Annotated in this window: 14 protein-coding genes; 8 read left to right on the top strand and 6 right to left on the bottom strand. The window is 36.6% G+C overall.

Going from position 1 to position 18,413, the window contains the following annotated elements; genetic code table 11:
• Positions 1 to 4: 4 nt before the first annotated feature.
• The 5 genes from H7U22_RS19440 to H7U22_RS19420 all read right to left on the bottom strand — a co-directional run bounded on the left by H7U22_RS19440 (position 5) and on the right by H7U22_RS19420 (position 7,936).
• Entirely contained in the window at positions 5 to 1,120 is a 1,116-nt protein-coding gene (locus H7U22_RS19440) for a TlpA disulfide reductase family protein (RefSeq protein ID WP_187073009.1), read from the bottom strand.
• A 121-nt stretch (positions 1,121 to 1,241) separates the two neighbouring features.
• On the bottom strand, positions 1,242 to 2,618 hold the full coding sequence (locus H7U22_RS19435) for a RagB/SusD family nutrient uptake outer membrane protein (RefSeq protein ID WP_187073008.1): 1,377 nt from the start codon (positions 2,616 to 2,618) through the stop codon (positions 1,242 to 1,244).
• A gap of 11 nt (positions 2,619 to 2,629) precedes the next feature.
• A complete protein-coding gene (locus tag H7U22_RS19430) occupies positions 2,630 to 6,013 on the bottom strand; it encodes a TonB-dependent receptor (protein WP_187073007.1) in 3,384 nt (1,127 codons plus the stop codon).
• A gap of 189 nt (positions 6,014 to 6,202) precedes the next feature.
• Complete coding sequence (locus H7U22_RS19425; RefSeq protein WP_187073006.1) at positions 6,203 to 7,237, bottom strand: FecR family protein; 1,035 nt, start codon at positions 7,235 to 7,237, stop codon at positions 6,203 to 6,205.
• Between the two features lie 108 nt (positions 7,238 to 7,345).
• Positions 7,346 to 7,936, bottom strand: coding sequence for an RNA polymerase sigma factor (locus H7U22_RS19420; RefSeq protein ID WP_187073005.1), 591 nt, complete (start codon positions 7,934 to 7,936; stop codon positions 7,346 to 7,348).
• Between the two features lie 297 nt (positions 7,937 to 8,233).
• On the opposite strand from H7U22_RS19420, the gene H7U22_RS19415 reads away from it, so the two are divergent.
• Both H7U22_RS19415 and H7U22_RS19410 read left to right on the top strand, forming a co-directional pair.
• A complete protein-coding gene (locus H7U22_RS19415; protein ID WP_187073004.1) occupies positions 8,234 to 10,693 on the top strand; it encodes an ATP-binding protein in 2,460 nt (819 codons plus the stop codon).
• A gap of 735 nt (positions 10,694 to 11,428) precedes the next feature.
• Positions 11,429 to 11,959, top strand: coding sequence for a GAF domain-containing protein (locus H7U22_RS19410; protein ID WP_187073003.1), 531 nt, complete (start codon positions 11,429 to 11,431; stop codon positions 11,957 to 11,959).
• Here the strand turns inward: H7U22_RS19410 and H7U22_RS19405 are convergent.
• Complete coding sequence (locus H7U22_RS19405; RefSeq protein WP_187073002.1) at positions 11,956 to 12,198, bottom strand: cold shock domain-containing protein; 243 nt, start codon at positions 12,196 to 12,198, stop codon at positions 11,956 to 11,958. The genes H7U22_RS19410 and H7U22_RS19405 overlap by 4 nt on opposite strands.
• A gap of 210 nt (positions 12,199 to 12,408) precedes the next feature.
• On the opposite strand from H7U22_RS19405, the gene H7U22_RS19400 reads away from it, so the two are divergent.
• The 6 genes from H7U22_RS19400 (at position 12,409) to H7U22_RS19375 (ending at position 17,996) form a co-directional block, all read left to right on the top strand.
• On the top strand, positions 12,409 to 12,591 hold the full coding sequence (locus tag H7U22_RS19400) for a hypothetical protein (protein WP_187073001.1): 183 nt from the start codon (positions 12,409 to 12,411) through the stop codon (positions 12,589 to 12,591).
• 106 nt (positions 12,592 to 12,697) lie between these two features.
• The gene (locus tag H7U22_RS19395) at positions 12,698 to 14,107 is read left to right on the top strand and encodes a PQQ-dependent sugar dehydrogenase (protein ID WP_187073000.1); all 1,410 of its coding nucleotides are present in this window, start codon (positions 12,698 to 12,700) and stop codon (positions 14,105 to 14,107) included.
• Between the two features lie 111 nt (positions 14,108 to 14,218).
• Entirely contained in the window at positions 14,219 to 16,165 is a 1,947-nt protein-coding gene (locus tag H7U22_RS19390) for a PQQ-dependent sugar dehydrogenase (RefSeq protein ID WP_187072999.1), read from the top strand.
• On the top strand, positions 16,165 to 16,908 hold the full coding sequence (locus H7U22_RS19385) for a c-type cytochrome (protein ID WP_187072998.1): 744 nt from the start codon (positions 16,165 to 16,167) through the stop codon (positions 16,906 to 16,908). The genes H7U22_RS19390 and H7U22_RS19385 overlap by 1 nt, the downstream gene beginning before the upstream one ends.
• Before the next feature lie 120 nt (positions 16,909 to 17,028).
• Positions 17,029 to 17,664 carry an HAD family hydrolase gene (locus tag H7U22_RS19380; RefSeq protein WP_187072997.1) on the top strand — a complete coding sequence of 212 codons (636 nt, stop codon included), beginning with the start codon at positions 17,029 to 17,031 and terminating at the stop codon, positions 17,662 to 17,664.
• Between the two features lie 8 nt (positions 17,665 to 17,672).
• The gene (locus tag H7U22_RS19375) at positions 17,673 to 17,996 is read left to right on the top strand and encodes a DUF962 domain-containing protein (protein ID WP_187072996.1); all 324 of its coding nucleotides are present in this window, start codon (positions 17,673 to 17,675) and stop codon (positions 17,994 to 17,996) included.
• The last annotated feature ends 417 nt before the right edge of the window (positions 17,997 to 18,413 follow it).

Here is an 18,413-nt window from a genome sequence, read left to right as displayed (position 1 = left end):
TTTCTTAGTCTTTAAAAATTTCCGACAATTTCTTATTTAATGCTTCGCCTCTCAAATCTTTTGCAATTACTTTTCCATCTCGATCCAACAGAAAGCTTGCAGGTACAGATTTTACGCCATGAGCGGATGCTGCTGTATTTGCCCAGCCTTTTAAATCGGAAACATGATTCCAGGCTAAACCATCATCACTTATTGCTTTTAACCACGATTCCTTTTTACTATCTAAAGAGACGCCTAAAATTTCGAAACCTTTATTGTGGTATTTTTTGTAGGCAGCTACCACATTTGGGTTTTCTTTTCTGCAAGGCGCACACCAACTTGCCCAAAAATCAACCAAAACATATTTTCCCCTCAAGCTAGAGAGCTTAACGGCTTTTCCACTAACATCGTTCATAGTGAAATCTGGCGCCAATTTTCCGGGTGCAGTTTTATTTGTTAAGTCTAGACTCGCTTTAATCGCTCTACCATAAAATGATTTCTGTACATCAGGATTAAACAGTGCATACATCTCAGTAGCCTGTTCTGGGTAAGGATAATTTATAAAACGATCTTCTACAATAGCGGCAACGGCAACCGAAGAAGAATGTGCCATAACATAATCCTTAATGGCCTTTTGATTAAGAATATCTAAGTTTTTAAATTCATCATCGAAAGGTTTACGCTGTTCTGGCGATAAGGTTATTTTCCCTTTTTGGTTTGCGCTATCCAATCTGCGGTAAATATTTCCAGCTTTAGCGGTAATTATTTTCCACGGCCCATTATAGAAACCATAGTAAGTATCGGTTTCTGGTGAACCTGTAACCTTTGCATCGAAAATTGAATCCTTATGACTAACAATACTGATCTGTTTATTCTCCAAGAAAAACATTTTTTGTTGCTTGCTTCCTTTAAGTTTTAAGGTATAGAGCATAGCCTCCGGCACTGTTCCACTAAAAGTAAAGGAACTGTTTTTTATGCTGGCAGAATCTACAATTTCTTTTCCGCCAATGGTATGGGAAATGTAAATGGTGCCTTGATTTGCACCTATGATTGTGCCATTAATTTTATATCCCGATTGAATTTTAAATGCACTTGCACCTAAAAAAACCAAAGCTGTAAGTGCTAATAATTTCGTTCTCATTTTAGTAGATTGATTTTGTTAAGATACTTTTTAGAGCAATTTTCGTCCTAATGAGCTTGCCGAAATATCGACAAGCTCATAGGAGCAAATTCTTGTAATTTATTTATTGGCCTCTTTATAATTAGTTGTACCCTGGGTTTTGTGTTAACGCTGAATTTATGATAATCTGTGCCTGAGGAATTGGCCACAAAGCCGAAGTGGTTTTCCATGTTGCTGGCTTTAAGGCACCAAGTACTGCATTTGCACGATTGGTTCTTTTTAAATCTAACCAACGATGACCCCATTCTCCAAAAAACTCTACTTTTCTCTCTTGCTCTATTGCTGTAAGCATTTGTGTTTGCGTTAATAAAGCACTAACGCCAACTAATCCAGCTCTTGATCTTACCATATCCACATCCGTTTTAGCCCCCGAAAGGTTATTTTGTTGTGCTCTTGCTTCTGCTCGGATTAAATATTGCTCAGCAAATCTTAAGGCGATATTGTATTCATTACCAGCAGTTGCTAATTTATATTTAGTAATGCCATAATAGGCCTTACCACCTATAGTTTTGGTAACTGTCCAATTTGTACGGCGTAAATCTGTTGGGCTTTCAAAACTTTGATAAGTCACGTCTGCCAAAGAAAATGCAGGTATTACGGTTGCAGCGGTAATGTAGGCCGAACCGAATACAGAAAATCCAGTGGTGTTACCAATCTGCCAGATAATTTCATTACTGGTGTTTACAAATGCAACGTCTGGAGACGGAAGCGTATAGACTGCCGAACCGATGACCTGGGTAGCCTGTGCTTCGGCATTTGCATAATCCTTTTGATAAAGATAAACACGGGCCAACAGTGCCGAAACTGCATATTTATTTACTCTTCCCCTAAAAGTACCGACATAGGCTGTAGGTAATGCAGTCTGTGCATCGGTTAAATCCCTTATAATCTGTGTATAAACATCAGCTGTTGATGACCGTGGTAAAACAGCATTTTCAAAAGCAGAATAATCATCTTTCAATGGCAATGGAACATCTCCATATAGATTGACCAAATAGAAATAAGCAAATGCACGCATAAATTTCGCTTCGCCCAATAGCTGACTTTTTACCGAGGGTGTCAAGCTTGCAGATGCGGTGATCCCACTAATTGCATTGTTAGCATTTTTTATCAACTGGTAAGTTGTTCCCCAGATGGTATTGGCAGCGCCATTGGTACTGGAAATAGAGTTGTTTGCAAACTCCTGATACAGCGCATCACTGGAGTTATACTGAAGATCATCACTGGATACCCCGGAATAGAAATTTAATGATGTGAGCAGGCCATTTGCGGCCTGTGAAGAGAATGAATACAGGCCCAAAACCACGCTCTGAGCGGATGCATCTGTTTTAAATGCATCTTCAAACAAGATCTGTGTAGGCGGGGCGCCAAGTTCCACAAATTTTTTACAGGATGAAACAGTTAGTACCGTACTAATAATCAATGCTTTATAAAAGATATTTTTATATATTTTTTTCATGATTTTTTAAGTTAAAATGAACAGTTAACACCAAATACAATAGTTCTTAAAGGAGGCAGTACCTGGCCAATCGTGCCAGTACCCAATCCTGATGGGCCGCCTTGAACAGTCGTTTCCGTATCCAGAATATATTTGTTCTTAGCCCAGGTATATAGGTTCTGACCTTGAACAAATACGCTGCAACTGGACATCTTTACGTGTTTGAGCCATTCGGCCGGAAGACTATAAGATAAGTTGACCGATCTTAATTTTAAGTAAGAAGCATCTCCATAAACTGCATCAGAAGATGTATAGTTATTGTAAGAGGTGTAAATTGGTGTTCCGGCAGTTGCCGATGCTCCTGGAATGTTGGAGGCTGTATTGGTTGGTGTCCATCTGTCCAGCCAGAAACCATTTTGATTAACAAGAGCGCCCGGTCTTGTATTCAAAATCTGAGTCACTCCAAAACGGTGATTGAACTGGAAGAATATGCCCAGTTCAAAGCCCTTGTAGGTAAAAGTATTATTGAAACCTCCAAAGAATGGTGTTCCAAGATCAGCTACATAACGATCGTTTGTATTGATTACACCATTGCCATCTTTATCTTCGAACATTGCAGTGCCATTGGTCGGGTTAACGCCCAAATAATGGTAAAGTCGGATTAAGTTGACAGATTCTCCAACCACATAGCTTGTAGAATAGAACGATTTGTCAAGATTTGGAAATTCAACAATCTTATTATCCGTAAAGGTGAAATTTGCGGAAGTTTTCCAGGAGAAATCTTTCATCACGATGTTTGTAGTATTCAGTTCAAGCTCTAGTCCTTTATTCTGAATGGTAGCCGGAAGGTTCAGCGTGAAGCTATTGTATCCGCTCTGGCTGCCCAGGGCATTTGAGGTAATCTGATCAGAAGAACGGTTCCTGTAATAATTTGCCGTGAAAGATATTCTGTCTTTAAAGAAACCAAGGTCAGTGGCGAATTCCAGTTTTTTGGTGGTTTCCCACTGAATAGATTCGTTAGGAATAACCGTTACATTGGTTGCCGCGTTGCCAAGGTAAGCAGTGGCCGAAGAATATAAGGGCAGGTATAGGAAATTGGAAATCTGATCGTTCCCTGTAGAACCATAACTTGCTCTTAACTTTCCAAAACTTAAGAATGATAAGTTGTTCTTAATAAAATCTTCGCTTGAGAATACCCATCCGGCACCAATTGCTCCAAAATTTCCAAAGCGATTTTTAGGTCCAAATCTGGAAGAACCATCTCTTCTAAAGGTTGCATTCAGTAAATATTTTTCCTGCCAATCGTAATTTAGCTTGGCAAAAATTGCATCATATTTATATTTGATAATGTTATTGTATAGAACGGTGGTGGTACCCGCTGCGCCAAGTGTTCCCAACAAAGCTTCGTTACTGTAATTTGTTCCGGACAGATATAATCCATTCGATGTATTCTGCTGAAAGCTGGTTCCGATGAGCGCAGTCAGTTTTCCGCTTCCAATCGTCTTTACATAATCCAAAGTGGGTTCGATAATCCAGTTCTGGGCATTTAGATTTGTAAAATTTGCAGAACTTGTCGGGCTATTTGCGGGATTTTGAGAGGATGCAGGGGTAGTTGCAATCTGCTCGAGCCTGGTATTGGTGTATCCAAAATTGGTCTTGGCGGTAAGCCCGGGCAGGATGGTATATTTTAGGTTGGCATTGGCGATCAAATTATTGGTCACTCCGGTATATTTTCTCAGCAAACTTGCCAATGGATTCGTAAATCCCGTTGCCCAGAACAGTTTACCCGAAGGATCATAAAGCGGCAGATTTGGAGGAAGGTTATAAACGGATGAAACATCTGATGTGGGGATGTTTGTATTGTCGTTTGTATAGCTTACCGAAAACGAAGCATTGAATTTTTTATCCGCAGAATTATGATCCAGATTTAATCTTGCAGAAAATCTTTTGTCGTTATTGTCTCCCAAGAATACCGTGCTCTCTCTGCGGTACGCAGAATTAAAGAAAAAACGAGTTTGCTCATTTCCGCCAGACATTGATCCTTGAATCTCGTTAACATGCCCCCTATTTCCAATGAGTAGTTTCTGGAAATCCGTGGAATTGTTTTGATCCCAAACCGTTAAATCTGGTGCGTTGCTTGTATTTGGCGTAACACCATCATTTTGAAAGGCCTCTTTTCTTAAAGTTAAATATTGCTGAAGATCTAACACAGGGATAAAGCGACTTACTTCTGTAAAACCAGAATTTAAGTTAAGTCCAATTTTTACACGCCCCGATTTTCCCTTTTTTGTTGTAATTAAAACCACACCGTTTGCACCTCTAGATCCATAAATTGAAGTTGCATCAGCATCCTTTAAAATATCTATCCTTTCAATATCTGATGGGTTGATCATTCCAAACGGACTAATACCACCACTTGCACCTGATGTACCAAAAGCATTTAAATTATCAGTTGCTGGAGATCCGCCATTAAAATTTGTAAATGGAACACCATCAATTACATATAAAGGAATTCCACCCGATGATAACGAATTCTGTCCTCTAATTTGTACTTGTATTGCACCCCCCGGAACACCATTATTCTGTGCAATTAAAACGCCAGACATTCTACCAGATAATGCAGCTAAAGGATTTCCAACAGGCTGCTTTTCAATTTCTTTTGAAGTGATGGATGCAATAGAACCGGTACTCGTTTTTCTGGTTGTGGTACCATAGCCAATAATTTGGACTTCATTTAAACTGCCAACCTCTGGTGTTAGGTAAACTTTTATAGAAGTTTGTTCGCCAATAATAACTTCACGCATAACATATCCAACATAACTTAAAATCAAAATTGCCTTTTTGTCCTCTGGGTAAGAAATATTAAAGTGGCCGTTCATGTCTGTAGCTGTGCTAATAGAATTGTTGCCTTTTATGCGAATGGATACGCCAGGAAGGGGGTTTCCAACTTCGTCTGTTACAATTCCTGTTAGGCGAACATCTTTGTTAACCTCCACACTAGAAACCACCGGAATTTTAGAAATCAAAATTTTGTTATCTACCTGGGTATAAGTTAACCCAGTTCCAAATAAAATAAGGTCTAATGTTTCTTTAACGGATCTTTGTCCGAAAGGCAAAGTGGTTGTTTTTAAGTCTTTTAACTCATTGTTGCGATAAAGAAATCTAAACTGACTGCTCTGTTCGATTCTTTTTATGGCTGATGTAATGGTTTCATTCTTAAGTTCTAAAGAAATTTGAGCTTGCTGTGCGGATTGAGCTTTTAAATCAACCGCGAGTAAGCATTGAAAGGATGTAAATAATACGATTGCTGTGATTAAGCTGATACGCATAAGCTGACGAATTAAATATCGTGGGTTGGATGCAGTGAAGAAAACATATTTCTTCCTGCTCTCTGCCGATTGTGCAGAAAAATACATAATTTTAAATGTTTTAAATGAATCTTAGAAAATTGTTAAAACGTGTTAGATACAGTTAGCGCTGTATCTACAACCTAACTCCTTGTTTAGCGACAGGGAGTTTTTTTATTCATTCAAATTCGCAGCTGGTAAGTTTTTTTCATGTTGTTTGGTTTAGTTTGATAAAATTAATTGGTTTGTAGGTTATTATTATTCACATCCTTCGCCTTTGATGGTTATTCTACCGGCGTTGAATTGGTATTGTGCGTTGTTAAAGGAGCAGATTACTTTTAAAATCTCCTCTAGTGATTCTCCCTTTAAAAATGTGGCTGTAAACCTGCATTTTTTTGCCTTATCATTGGTAAATGTAATGGGGGTATTAAATTTTTTAGATAAAACTTCAGTAGCCTCTTCCATTGATATGTCATCGAAAAACAAATCACTTTCTTGCCACTGTACAATGCTTTTTGCTAAAACGCGGGCAAGATTAGATTTTTTGTAATCTTTATTAAAAATAATTTGCTGGTTCGGAATTAGGATTCCCAAAGTTGCTTGATCATTGAGCACACTCACTTTACCACGGGTAACCGTAACTTCTATATTGCGGTCTTTTTCGTAAGCTTTTATATTGAATGCCGTTCCTAAAACTATGGTTCTAAGTTTCCCCGTGTAAACTGTAAAAGATTTTTTATCGTCATGTTTAATATCGAAATAACCTTCTCCATTTAATATGACTTCTCTCTTATCACCTTTAAAATCCTTTGGATAAGTAACTGAGCTGTTATTATTTAAGATCACTGTACTTCCATCAGGCAGCGTTACTTTTTGATGCTCGTTTAATGTTTTTGCAACAGTAGATTCTGAAAGTTGGAGCAATAAATTGGGCTTATTTTGATCTTCCTTTACAGAGGCTGAATATTTATCTGCTTTATTTAGAATTAGTAAAGAAGCAATGCCAAGCACTAAAATTGCAGCTGCCCATCCAATCCACATTTTAATTGATTTGATCTTTTTCTTTTGTGGCGTTGCAGATTCTGAGGCAACAATGTTGTTGAAAATTTCTTCAGCTTTGTCTTTCTGCAAATCTATCTCATCGGTTTTATCCCAATAGTTATCCAAAATCATTTCCAATGTAGCTTCATCGTCAGAATTTCTGAGAATAGACATAAACTCATCCATTTCTTCTGCTGAACATTCTTGATTTATATATTTTTGAAATAAGTAAGCTGATCTTTCTTTTTCCATTGGATTTATTATTTAAGCGCTAGAAAATATCAGATAATAAGGGATCGCTAACAGGTTCTACTTTATGATGACAACTGAAACTATAAAAGGGAGTAGTGGAAAATTAAATTATTTTAAAAACAGCAGTAGAATGCCTAATACTTTAATCTCATTATGTGCATCAAGATATAATCGAATGGATTTAACAGCTTCCCTTAAGTGCACTTTGACCGTTAATGGAGAAATATTGAGTTGAGTAGCGACTTCTTTCTGTTTTATCCCATCCACATGGCAAAGTTTGTAAACCAATTTTTGTTGTGGAGGAAGTTTTTCTATAGCATCATCCAATAATTTTTTGGTTTCACGATATTGGATCGAATTTTCTGTACCTGTATCTACCTCGGTTTTATTTAAATGAGCAAGACTATAGTTTTTATGTTCTACAGCAATTTTTTTTAGTGCATTTAAAGTGTCATTTCGAACAATTATCCTTAAAAAACCGCCAAAATTTTCTATTGTTGAAAGTTGATCTCTCTTCAACCAAAGTTTAATAAAAACCTCTTGAACAATTTCCTGTGCAGAAGATTCGGATTGGAGAATTTTTAGTGCGTAACCGTAAACTTTATTCCTATAGAAATGGAACAAATTGGCAAATGCAAGCTGATCTCCGTTGGCAATTTTTGCCAGGATCAGTTTTTCATCCGCCATTTCCTTTTCCATATGGCTAATATATCAATTAAACTTAAATTTTTGATTTTGAGCCTTAAAGCTTAACATAAATCTGATGTTTTTTCGAGGGAAAATCTTTGATAAAATGAGCAGATAGATTCTACTATTCTAGCATTTATTTTCATAAAAAGTTATACAGATTTTATTCCATCCAGTCATCTTTAAATAAATTATTAAAAATTAAAGCCAACAAATAAACACTTCTGGTGTTTAAATTTAGTTAAAACGCTTACATCAGTATTGATTTTTTGAACAACAAATTTTACCCAAAACATATCCCTTTAAAGAATGCAAAATAACGAAAACTATCCTTTCATGGCTCTTGGCGGAGAGATGGGCAACCTAATTAGAGAAAAGGACTGGTCTTTAACCCCTCTGGGAGATCCAAGCCAATGGAGTTCTGCGTTAAAGCATTCGATTAGCATGATGCTGGGTACAACATTTCCGACTCTAATTTGCTGGGGATCTGAATACATTCAGTTTTACAATGATGCATATAGACCAATTTTGGGGCAAAACAAGCACCCCAAGAGTTTGGGAAACCGTGCAAGCGATACATTTGCCGAAGTATGGAATACCATAGGGCCAATGTTTGCAGAAGTGATGAATGGTAAATCTGTAGGTTTTCCAAATTTTATGGTTCCGCTAAACCGTAACGGTTATCTTGAAGATTGCTACTTTGATTTTTCTTACAGTCCGATAAAAAATGAGGATGGCAAAATTGAAGGCGTACTCGTAATTTGTATAGAAACTACAGAAAAAATTAGAGCTCAGGCAAAACTTGCTGTAAACGAACAGAATATTCGCAACATGGTTAGGCAAGCACCTGTTGGAATGTGTATTGTAAAAGGCAAACCTTTGATGTTAGAAGAGGTAAACGACCTTTTTTTAGAGATTATTGGTAAAGACAGAGAAATTTTTAAAACCGTTCCTTACTGGGTCGTTAATAAAGAAGCTGCCCAACTCTACGAGCCCATAACCGACCATGTTTTGGCCACTGGACAAACTTATCATGCTGATGAGCATAAAATAATGTTGATTAGGAAGGGCATTGAGGAAACTGTGTATGTTAATTTTGTTTACGAACCCATTCTAAATATCGATGGAAAAGTAGATGCCATTATGATTGTTGCCATAGATGTAACAGAAAATACCAATGCTCGTAGGGCAATTGAACAAGTTACCCTAGAATTAGAAGCTTCCAATGAAGAAATGGCTGCTACGAACGAGGAGATGGCGGTTACTAATGAAGAACTTAATGAAACCCAAGAAGAACTAATTTATTTAAATAGAGAACTTTCCGCAAGTGAAACCAGATTTAGATCTTTGGTAGAACAGTCTCCAATTCCGATTGCGCTTTTTAAAAATATGGAGCTCAACATCGATATTGTGAACGAGAGTATGTTGGAAATTTGGGGAAAATCAATAGATATTTTAGGTAAACCGCTGGCAGTTGCAATGCCAGAATTAATCGGGCAACCATTTATTGCTATTCTTCAAAACGTATTGCTAACCGGAGAAACATTTTATGGAAATGAAGCTCCAGCACACATTATCAAAAACGGAGTACGGGTAGAAGGGTACTTTAATTTTATCTGCCAGGCGGTTAAAGATGAAAAAAACAACATTACAGGTATTTTACAGGTGGTTACAGATATCACCGAGCAGGTAAATGCCCGCCTCGAAGTTCAAAAGGCGGAGGAAATGATGCGCATGGCTATAGATGCGGCTAAGTTAGGCTCTTGGTACATCCACCCAATTACTAAAGAATTGATTTATAATGATACCCTAGCTAAATTATATGGTTATGAGGGCGAAGAAAAAATGACCTATGAACAAGCAATTGGACAGGTTAGTGCTGAATTTAAAACTAAGATAATTAATGAGATAGAAAAAGCAATTGCTGATGGTGGCGATTACGACATTACCTTTTCTCAACATCGATTTAATGATGGCGAAATTATTTGGCTTAGGTCTTTAGGTAAAATCACGCCAGAAATAAAGGGAGAAGGAAGTATGTTTTCGGGGTTTGTGATGGACGTTACCGAAAGTAAAAGGGATGAGCAACGCAAAAACGATTTTATAGGTATGGCAAGTCACGAACTTAAAACACCTCTAACTTCTATTGGTGCTTACATTCAATTATTATTGGGTTTTGCCAAAAAAAACGAAGATAAATTTACATCCTCTGCACTGGAAAAGGCCGATAAACAGGTAAAAAAAATGACGGCGATGATAAATGGCTTTTTAAATGTTTCTCGACTAGAATCCGGAAAAATTAACATAGATAAGCAACGCTTTGATATGGCAGAATTAATTAAGGAAGTAGAGCAAGAAGTGGTGCCAACCATTACTAGGCACCGTATTATATTTGCGCCAGTAGAAACAACTTTTGTTGATGTAGATCGTGATAAAATAGGACAAGTTGTAACCAATTTAATTAGCAATGCGGTTAAATATTCGCCTGCAGATAGTACCATTAGAGTTGCTTGTGTTACCGAAAAAGATTATGCACTCGTTAGTGTTAGGGATGAAGGCATTGGGATAAGTGAGGAAGATTTACAAAAAGTATTTGAACGATATTATCGTGTAGAACACCCTCTTTCTATAACCGTAGCAGGTTTTGGAATTGGATTGTACCTCTGTGCAGAAATAATTCATCGCCATAATGGAAGAATTTGGGCAGAAAGTGAAACTGGAAACGGATCTGTTTTCTATTTTACATTGCCCATTTTAAAAAACAATTAATTGGGTGCTTGCAGAATCTAAATGGAATAGTTTAACTAGTAGATTAAGTAAAGTTCATCTGCTTAAAAGATTATCATTTTATAAGCTTTCCATAAGGGAGCTTGCATAATTCGTATGCTAAAAAAATATTTCCTCCAGCCTTAAAAAAAATAAGATATTAGAAGTTAGAGGTAACAACCCCATCCTTAGTAATCTCTAGATTCTTGTGAGCCTAAAGCAAACGATTGTAGCGCTTGGTAATTGGAAAAATCCCAATTATGCAAAATGTAAGTTTACATCAATCACCCTAGCCACGCTAATTTGCGCAAAAATCGGAATGAACACCTAAAAGATGATTTAATTCTTTTTTACAATAGAGGATGATTGCACTCTTTTAACTAAATATTAAAAGAGAATACGGGATGCTTTTTAGATATGAATAATATCAGCTCGCCTTCTTTCCACCAAAAATCACACAAAAAACACTAAACCCGCTTAGTATAAAAACTACGCCTAAAATAAAATTAACTGTATCGCCCATTCCCTAAAGTAGCCATAATTGTCATCCGATTCTAATTATTTTATTTTCATCAAAACACAATATTTTTGGGATATGCATTTATTTAATCACTGAAGCCATTTTTGATCATTTTAATGTAATTTTGACCACTATAGGTTGTGCGATTTATAATTCTACCGCTTTCGTAACTAACTCGGATGGCTATCTTTAAAACGTTTTACTATCCTTATTATTTAATGAGTTCCGAAAAAATTGACAATGAAGAAATCCTTCGTTTACAAACTTTAAAAAGCTACGATATTTTAGATACACCAAAGGATGGAGCCTTTGATCGTTTAACTAGAATCGCCTCACAATTCTTAAATGTTCCTATCGCTATTATTTCATTAGTTGATGAGGACAGAATCTGGTTTAAATCAATTTATGGTGCAAACATTACAGAGATCGAGCGAGCACCCGGTCTTTGCGCCTCAGCAATTCTGGTAGATGGATTTTACACTGTTGAGCACGCATCTGTTGATCCTAGAACCTTGACAAATCCATTAATTGCCAGCGAAATGGGCTTAGAATTTTATGCAGCATTCCCATTAAAAACATCAACAGGTTACAATTTAGGAACGTTCTGCATCCTAGATAAACAACCCAGACATCTAGAATTTTTCGAAATTGCCTTCCTAAAGGACTTGAGAGATATAGTGATGGATTTTATGGAGTTGAAACTGCAAGCAAGAACCTTAGTAAATTCTTTTGAAATAGAAATTAATTAGTAGGCTACCTGAGCAATCGATTTTTTTGTCTTTCTCACCTTCAGTTGTGGTGTTGCAGTAATGTTTTTAGCAACATTACCTCTTTTAGTTAAAGTTAAATCAAATTGAACTGAGCTCCCAATATACAAGCCCTTTACTTTGCAATCTACTAAATCAAAGTAAATGCTTTGCTCTACCATGAACTGAGAAATTAAGCCAAAGCCTCTCTGCTTATTGTAAGCTGTTATTACGCCTTCCATACTGTTTTTATTAGGGATAAGATATTTAAATATAAACAGAACATAGCTTAGAAAACACTGTAGTAGATAACACACTCAAATAAATAGATATTCGATTAGGATAAGAAGATTTCCAATATGATGTTCCATTTATAATAGGCTGGCTTCCGAAAAATGAAACATATCCAGCTATTGAGTGTTGTTCGCTTATAATTAACTAATCCATTCAACATGAAAAAGTTAGGCAAAAACAGCTCAAATAAAGACCTAGAAAATGTTAAGGAAGGCGATGCCATTAAAGATGATACTGGAAAACAAGGTGAGGTTGAAGTTGTAGAAATACTTAAACGAAAACATGAAAGCCAATATTATTATAAACTAAAAGATGACGGAACCATTTTGGTAATCAAATAAAATTTTGAAAACCCTTAATTTAGCCTATCGGTTTATTCTGATTAAATCAAATCATTAGCTATATTTATATTATCTAGTAAAACGATTTAACAACCAAATCTACCTTATGAGAAGAGTATTTACTTATTTAAGTATTGTAATGCTGTTTGCTTTTGCAAGTGGTTTCATAAATATATCATCAACAAAAAACAAAGAGACGCTATCCTTTAAAATTGATACGCTGGCAACCAATTTAACTGTGCCTTGGCAGATTACGTTTTTGCCAGATCGATCTATGCTATTTACAGAGCGCCCCGGAAAAGTGAGACTCTACAAAAACGGAAAACTTCAGGAAAAGCCTGTTTTTGTTGTTAACGATATCAAGGCAGAATCTAAAACTGGTTTATTGGGAATGGTTATTCACCCCGATTTTACAAAAAATCACCTAATTTACATTGCACATAATTATGGAGAAAATAATGGCTTGTGGCTCCGAGTTGTTCGTTATGAATACAAGAATGATACTCTAATAAATCCTCAAACTTTAATTCAAGGAATCCCAGCGGCAAGAAACCATACGGGTTGCAGAATTGTTTTCGGTCCTGATAAAAAATTATACATTACCACTGGCGATGCCGATCAGCCTATTCGTGCACAGGATTTGAAAACCTATAATGGCAAAATTCTTCGTTTAAATGATGATGGAAGCATTCCAGTGGATAATCCTTTTGTCAAAAATGATACTGCCCACAAAGAGATTTGGTCTTATGGACATAGAAATCCTCAAGGTCTTGCTTTTCAGCCAGGCACAAATAAATTATATGAAACCGAGCATGGTCCAACTGGTGGCGATGAAGTGAATATAATTGAAAAAGGCGCAAATTATGGATGGCCAGTTATTCATCATCAAGATGTAAAAGCAGGAATGAAATCTCCAATTTTTGAATATACTCCATCTATCGGCCCATCCGAAGCATTATTTTACACCGGCAAGGCTTTCCCATCATTGCAAGGAAATTTACTGGTTGGTTGTTTGCGTGGCGAATCAATTTTGAGAATCCCTCTGGATAAACCAAATGACCAAGAAGTATTTCTTAAAAAGCAATTTGGCAGAATCCGTTCGGTGGTTGTTGGTCCTGATGGCTTTATATACATCTCCACATCTAACTTCGATATGCCCGAAAGTAAAGGGGAACGCCCCTATGATATGATTTTGAGACTCCGTCCTTCCACTGATAGAACAGTTATCACTGCAAGTGAGCGAATTACCTCAAACAACAAAAGTGATTTAGCAAAAAACAACCCTCAAAATATGTTTAAACAGCTTTGTGCATCCTGTCATGGAGATAAATTACAAGGAACAGAAGTTGTAAGAAGCCTAATAGGTGGAAAATTTAATTATGGTGCAGATAAAAAATCGATAATAAAAACCATTACAAATGGTGTAGTGGCCAAAGGAATGCCCGCATGGAATGGTGCAATTAGCAAAAAAGATATTGAAGGATTGGCAGATTACATATTAACAGTAACCAAATAATCGCCATCGTATAAGAGTTACAATAAGCGATTGAGTATAAATGTTGATATAATTATTCACGCTGAGAAACAATCCTATATATTTATTGAGTAAACACACAAAACCAAATAAATGAAAACTATTTTTACTCTATCAATTTCGTTCATTGCCTTTTCCTTTTTGTACGCAACCACGCTAAACAAAAACCTGTATACGCAAAAGAAAACCGCTCAAAAAGCCGAAAACAGAATTGATACTCCAGATCAGGATCGGTTTGTTAAGGTTAATCTTGTTCAGGGAGAATTTACCGAACCTACAGAATTGGCCGTTCTACCGAACTTGGATATTCTTGTTGCGCAACGCCGTGGGGAGATTATGCTTTATAAAAACCTGACTAAAAAATTATCGCAAGCGGGAAAATTAGATGTCTACTTTAAAACCAGCACACCTGATGTTAATGCCGAAGAAGGTTTATTGGGAATGGCTGCAGACCCAAAATTTGCCGTAAACAAATACATTTATCTTTTCTATAGTCCATTTGATAAATCAGTAAATCGTTTATCCCGTTTCAAAATGGTTAACGATAAAATCGATAAATCATCAGAAAAAATCATCCTACAGTTTTATTCTCAGCGAGAGATCTGTTGCCACACGGGTGGTTCGATCGCTTTTGGTGCAGATAACCTTTTATATGTTTCTACTGGCGATAACTCCACTCCTTTCGATGCTCCCAAACAGCAATATGTAAATAATGGTTATGCACCATTAGATAATCGCAAAGGTTTGGAACAATACGATTCAAGAAGATCTGCCGGAAATACAAATGATTTAAGGGGCAAAATTTTAAGAATTAAAATGAACGAGGATGGAACTTATAGCATTCCCGATGGGAACCTGTTTCCAAAAAGTGACCCCAAATCGAAACCAGAAATTTATGTTATGGGCAATAGAAACCCTTACAGAATTTCGGTTGATAAAAAAACCGGCTACTTATATTGGGGCGAGGTTGGTCCTGATGCCAGTAATGATGATGCTTCTCGTGGCCCTCGTGGTTACGATGAAGTTAACCAAGCCCGAAAAGCAGGGAATTTTGGCTGGCCATATTTCATCGGAAATAATTATCCTTATCGAGCATATGATTATACAAACGGACAAAGCGGAAATCCTTTTGATCCCGCCGGTGCGATTAACAATTCGCCAAATAATACGGGTTTAAGTACAGTACCACCCGCACAACCTGCATTTATTTGGTATCCTTATGGCGAATCTAAGGAATTTCCACAAGTTGGTTCTGGAGGTAGAACAGCAATGGCAGGTCCAGTTTATTATGCAAAACCGGGCGCATCACCTTATCCTGCTTATTATAACGGAAAATTAATTATTTACGAATGGGTTCGTGGCTGGGTAAAAGCAGTAACCATGTCGCCACAAGGCGATTATATGAGCATGGAACCCATGCTTTCTAAAATTTCTTTGGCTGCCCCTATTGATATGGAACTTGGCCCCGATGGGAAATTGTACATTTTGGAATATGGAAAAGGTTGGTTCACGAAAAATCCAGATGCAGGAATCACTAGAATTGATTATTTAAAAGGAAACAGACCGCCAAATGTAGATAGATTGGAAATTACTAAAACCAGTGGTTTATTGCCTTACAAGCTTACTGCAAAAGTAAAAGCGACTGATCCTGATGGAGACGCTTTAACTTATATATGGAATTTGGGTAATGGAATTAAAAAAACGACAAATGTTCCAGAACTCAAATATACCTACACCATTGCTGGCGAATATCCGGTAAGTGTTTTGGTTTTAGATAAAAGTAAAGCTTCTGCAAAAAGCCAGATAATTCCGGTTTTTGCGGGTAACGAACACCCAAATGTTGATATCGTTTTAACAGGGAATAAAAGTTTTTGGTTTCCAAATAAAGCGATAGATTACCAAGTTTTGGTATCGGATAAAGGTGCGACCGTAAATAAAGAAAGAATTTATATTTCAAATACTTACACCGAAGGAAGTGATTGGCTGGTGCGCAATTGGGGCATCAACAGGCTGCACAAACCCTCATTGGGAAAACATTAATGCTTAAATCGGATTGTAGTACTTGCCATAAAATCTCGACAACCTCAATCGGACCTGCTTTTGAAAAAGTATCTATAAAATATCAAAGTGATCCGAAAGCTGTAGATTATCTTGCCAACAAAGTGATTAACGGAAGTTCTGGTGTTTGGGGAGAAATCCCGATGCCTGCGCATTCGGCGATGAAGGAAGCTGAGGTTAAAAAAATTACCGAATGGATTATGACGTTAGGCAATAAAGATGCTGTTGCTAAATCGTTACCAGCTTCCGGAAAAATTACTCCAGCCAATAATGTTGATAAAAAGAAATCGGTTTTAACACTTAAAGCAACTTATACAGATGCCGGCACTGCAAAATTAAAACCTTTAACTACAACCAATGCTGTTAATTTAAAAAGCAATGAAATTGATGCTTCTGACATTAAAAATTTAAAAGGATTTGAGAAAAAGGAAGTATCTGGAGCTGAAGTAATTGCATTAACAGAAAATAATGGTTCGTTTAGCTTAAGCAATATTGATTTAACAAACATTAGCGGTTTCAAATTTAATTTAGCCAATAGCACCAATTATGAGGTAGAAATTCGATTAGATAACTTAGAAGGAGAACTATTGGGAAAATCTGCACTGAAAAGCGATGTCGCAATTCACCCAGTTTCTGGTGGAAAATTCCATAGAGTATATTTTGTTTTTAAGGAAGCCTCTGGTGAAAGGCCAATTATAAAATCGGTTACAGTAGAATCTCTTTAATTAAATCTTATTCAATGCCTCGTATAACTCAATATGCGAGGCATTTTTATGTAAAAAATACAAATCCATACATGGGCTTAACGCAGTAATAATATCTTTGTACCATAATCAGAATTCCTCATGCAACATATTAAAAACATCATATTTGATTACGGCAACGTAATATTCGATATAGATTTTAAAATCGCCCAAGCCTCGTTTCAAAAACTGGGCATTACAGATATTGAAAGTTTCTTTGCGCATAAATCTCATAATCAATTATTTGATGACTTTGAAACCGCAGCAATTTCTCCTGCAGAGTTTAGAGCTGGAATTAGAAAAGCTGCCAACAAGCCAGATTTAACTGACGCCCAAATTGATGAGGCTTGGAATAGCTTATTAATTGGAACCATCCAAGAAAACCACGATGTATTATTAAAAGTGAAAGAGAAATACCGCACCTTTCTTTTGAGCAACAACAATGAAATTCATTACGATTGGATTATCAATTATCTAAAAACCACTTTTCAAATTAATAATTACGAAGAGTATTTCGAGAAAGCTTACTTTTCTCAACACATGAAATTGCGCAAACCCAACACCAATATTTTCGAACAGGTTTTAAAGGATAACAACCTTAATCCTGCTGAAACATTGTTTATTGATGATAGTCCGCAACATATTGAAGGCGCTAAAAAAGTTGGGTTAAATACGTTATTAATGACTGAAAAGCCGGCTCAATTAGAAGCTTTCTTAAAAGCCAACGGAATTCTTTAGATTAGATTATGCCAGAGAAAGAGTTTAAATCCCTTAAGGAATTTTATCCTTATTATTTAACAGAACACACCAATACAACTTCTAGAATCCTTCATTTTATAGGCACAGGCTTAGTTTCGCTTGCCTTTTTTACAGGCTTCTTATTTCACAACTGGCACTTCTTTTTAGCGATGCCCGTTTTGGGTTATGGTTTTGCTTGGGTTGGTCATTTCTTTTTCGAGAAAAATAAACCTGCAACTTTTAAGTATCCTGGTTATAGCTTAGCCAGTGATTTTATTTTGTTTTACGATTTGTTAACAGGTAAGCAAGGTTTTGCAGTGAAGAAAGATTAAGGATTATTCATTACCCACAAACCTCGAATATCCTTGTCATGCTGAGGCACTCTCAGCTAGTCGGGATTTGCAATCCCGTCTTCTGTAATGAGGATTTTTTCCAAATAGAACTCCTGTGGGGTAATCCTCTATCTAAAATTTTGCCACGGAAACACAGAAGACACGGAAAAAGAAAGATGCCTTAGCAATCTGCAAATTATATTAATTGCACTAAACTAAGTTTTTTAAACCCGATTGTAGCGACATCCGCCAGTTCTTCACTGGCGATACAGCGTAAAGCGGGACTACATCATCCGAAGAATTCCCGAACGTTCGTTTACAAGAAATTATTTTAATTAATGCTAATAAGTTTGTACTTAAAGCTTCCTTCTTTTTAATTCCCTTTCAATTAAACCCAGCTCCCTTCCTGTTTGTCCG

The organism is Pedobacter fastidiosus (assembly GCF_014306625.1).
GTDB lineage: Bacteria > Bacteroidota > Bacteroidia > Sphingobacteriales > Sphingobacteriaceae > Pedobacter > Pedobacter fastidiosus.
Note: the sequence above shows the minus strand (reverse complement) of the source record. Positions and strands in the feature narration are given on the sequence as shown.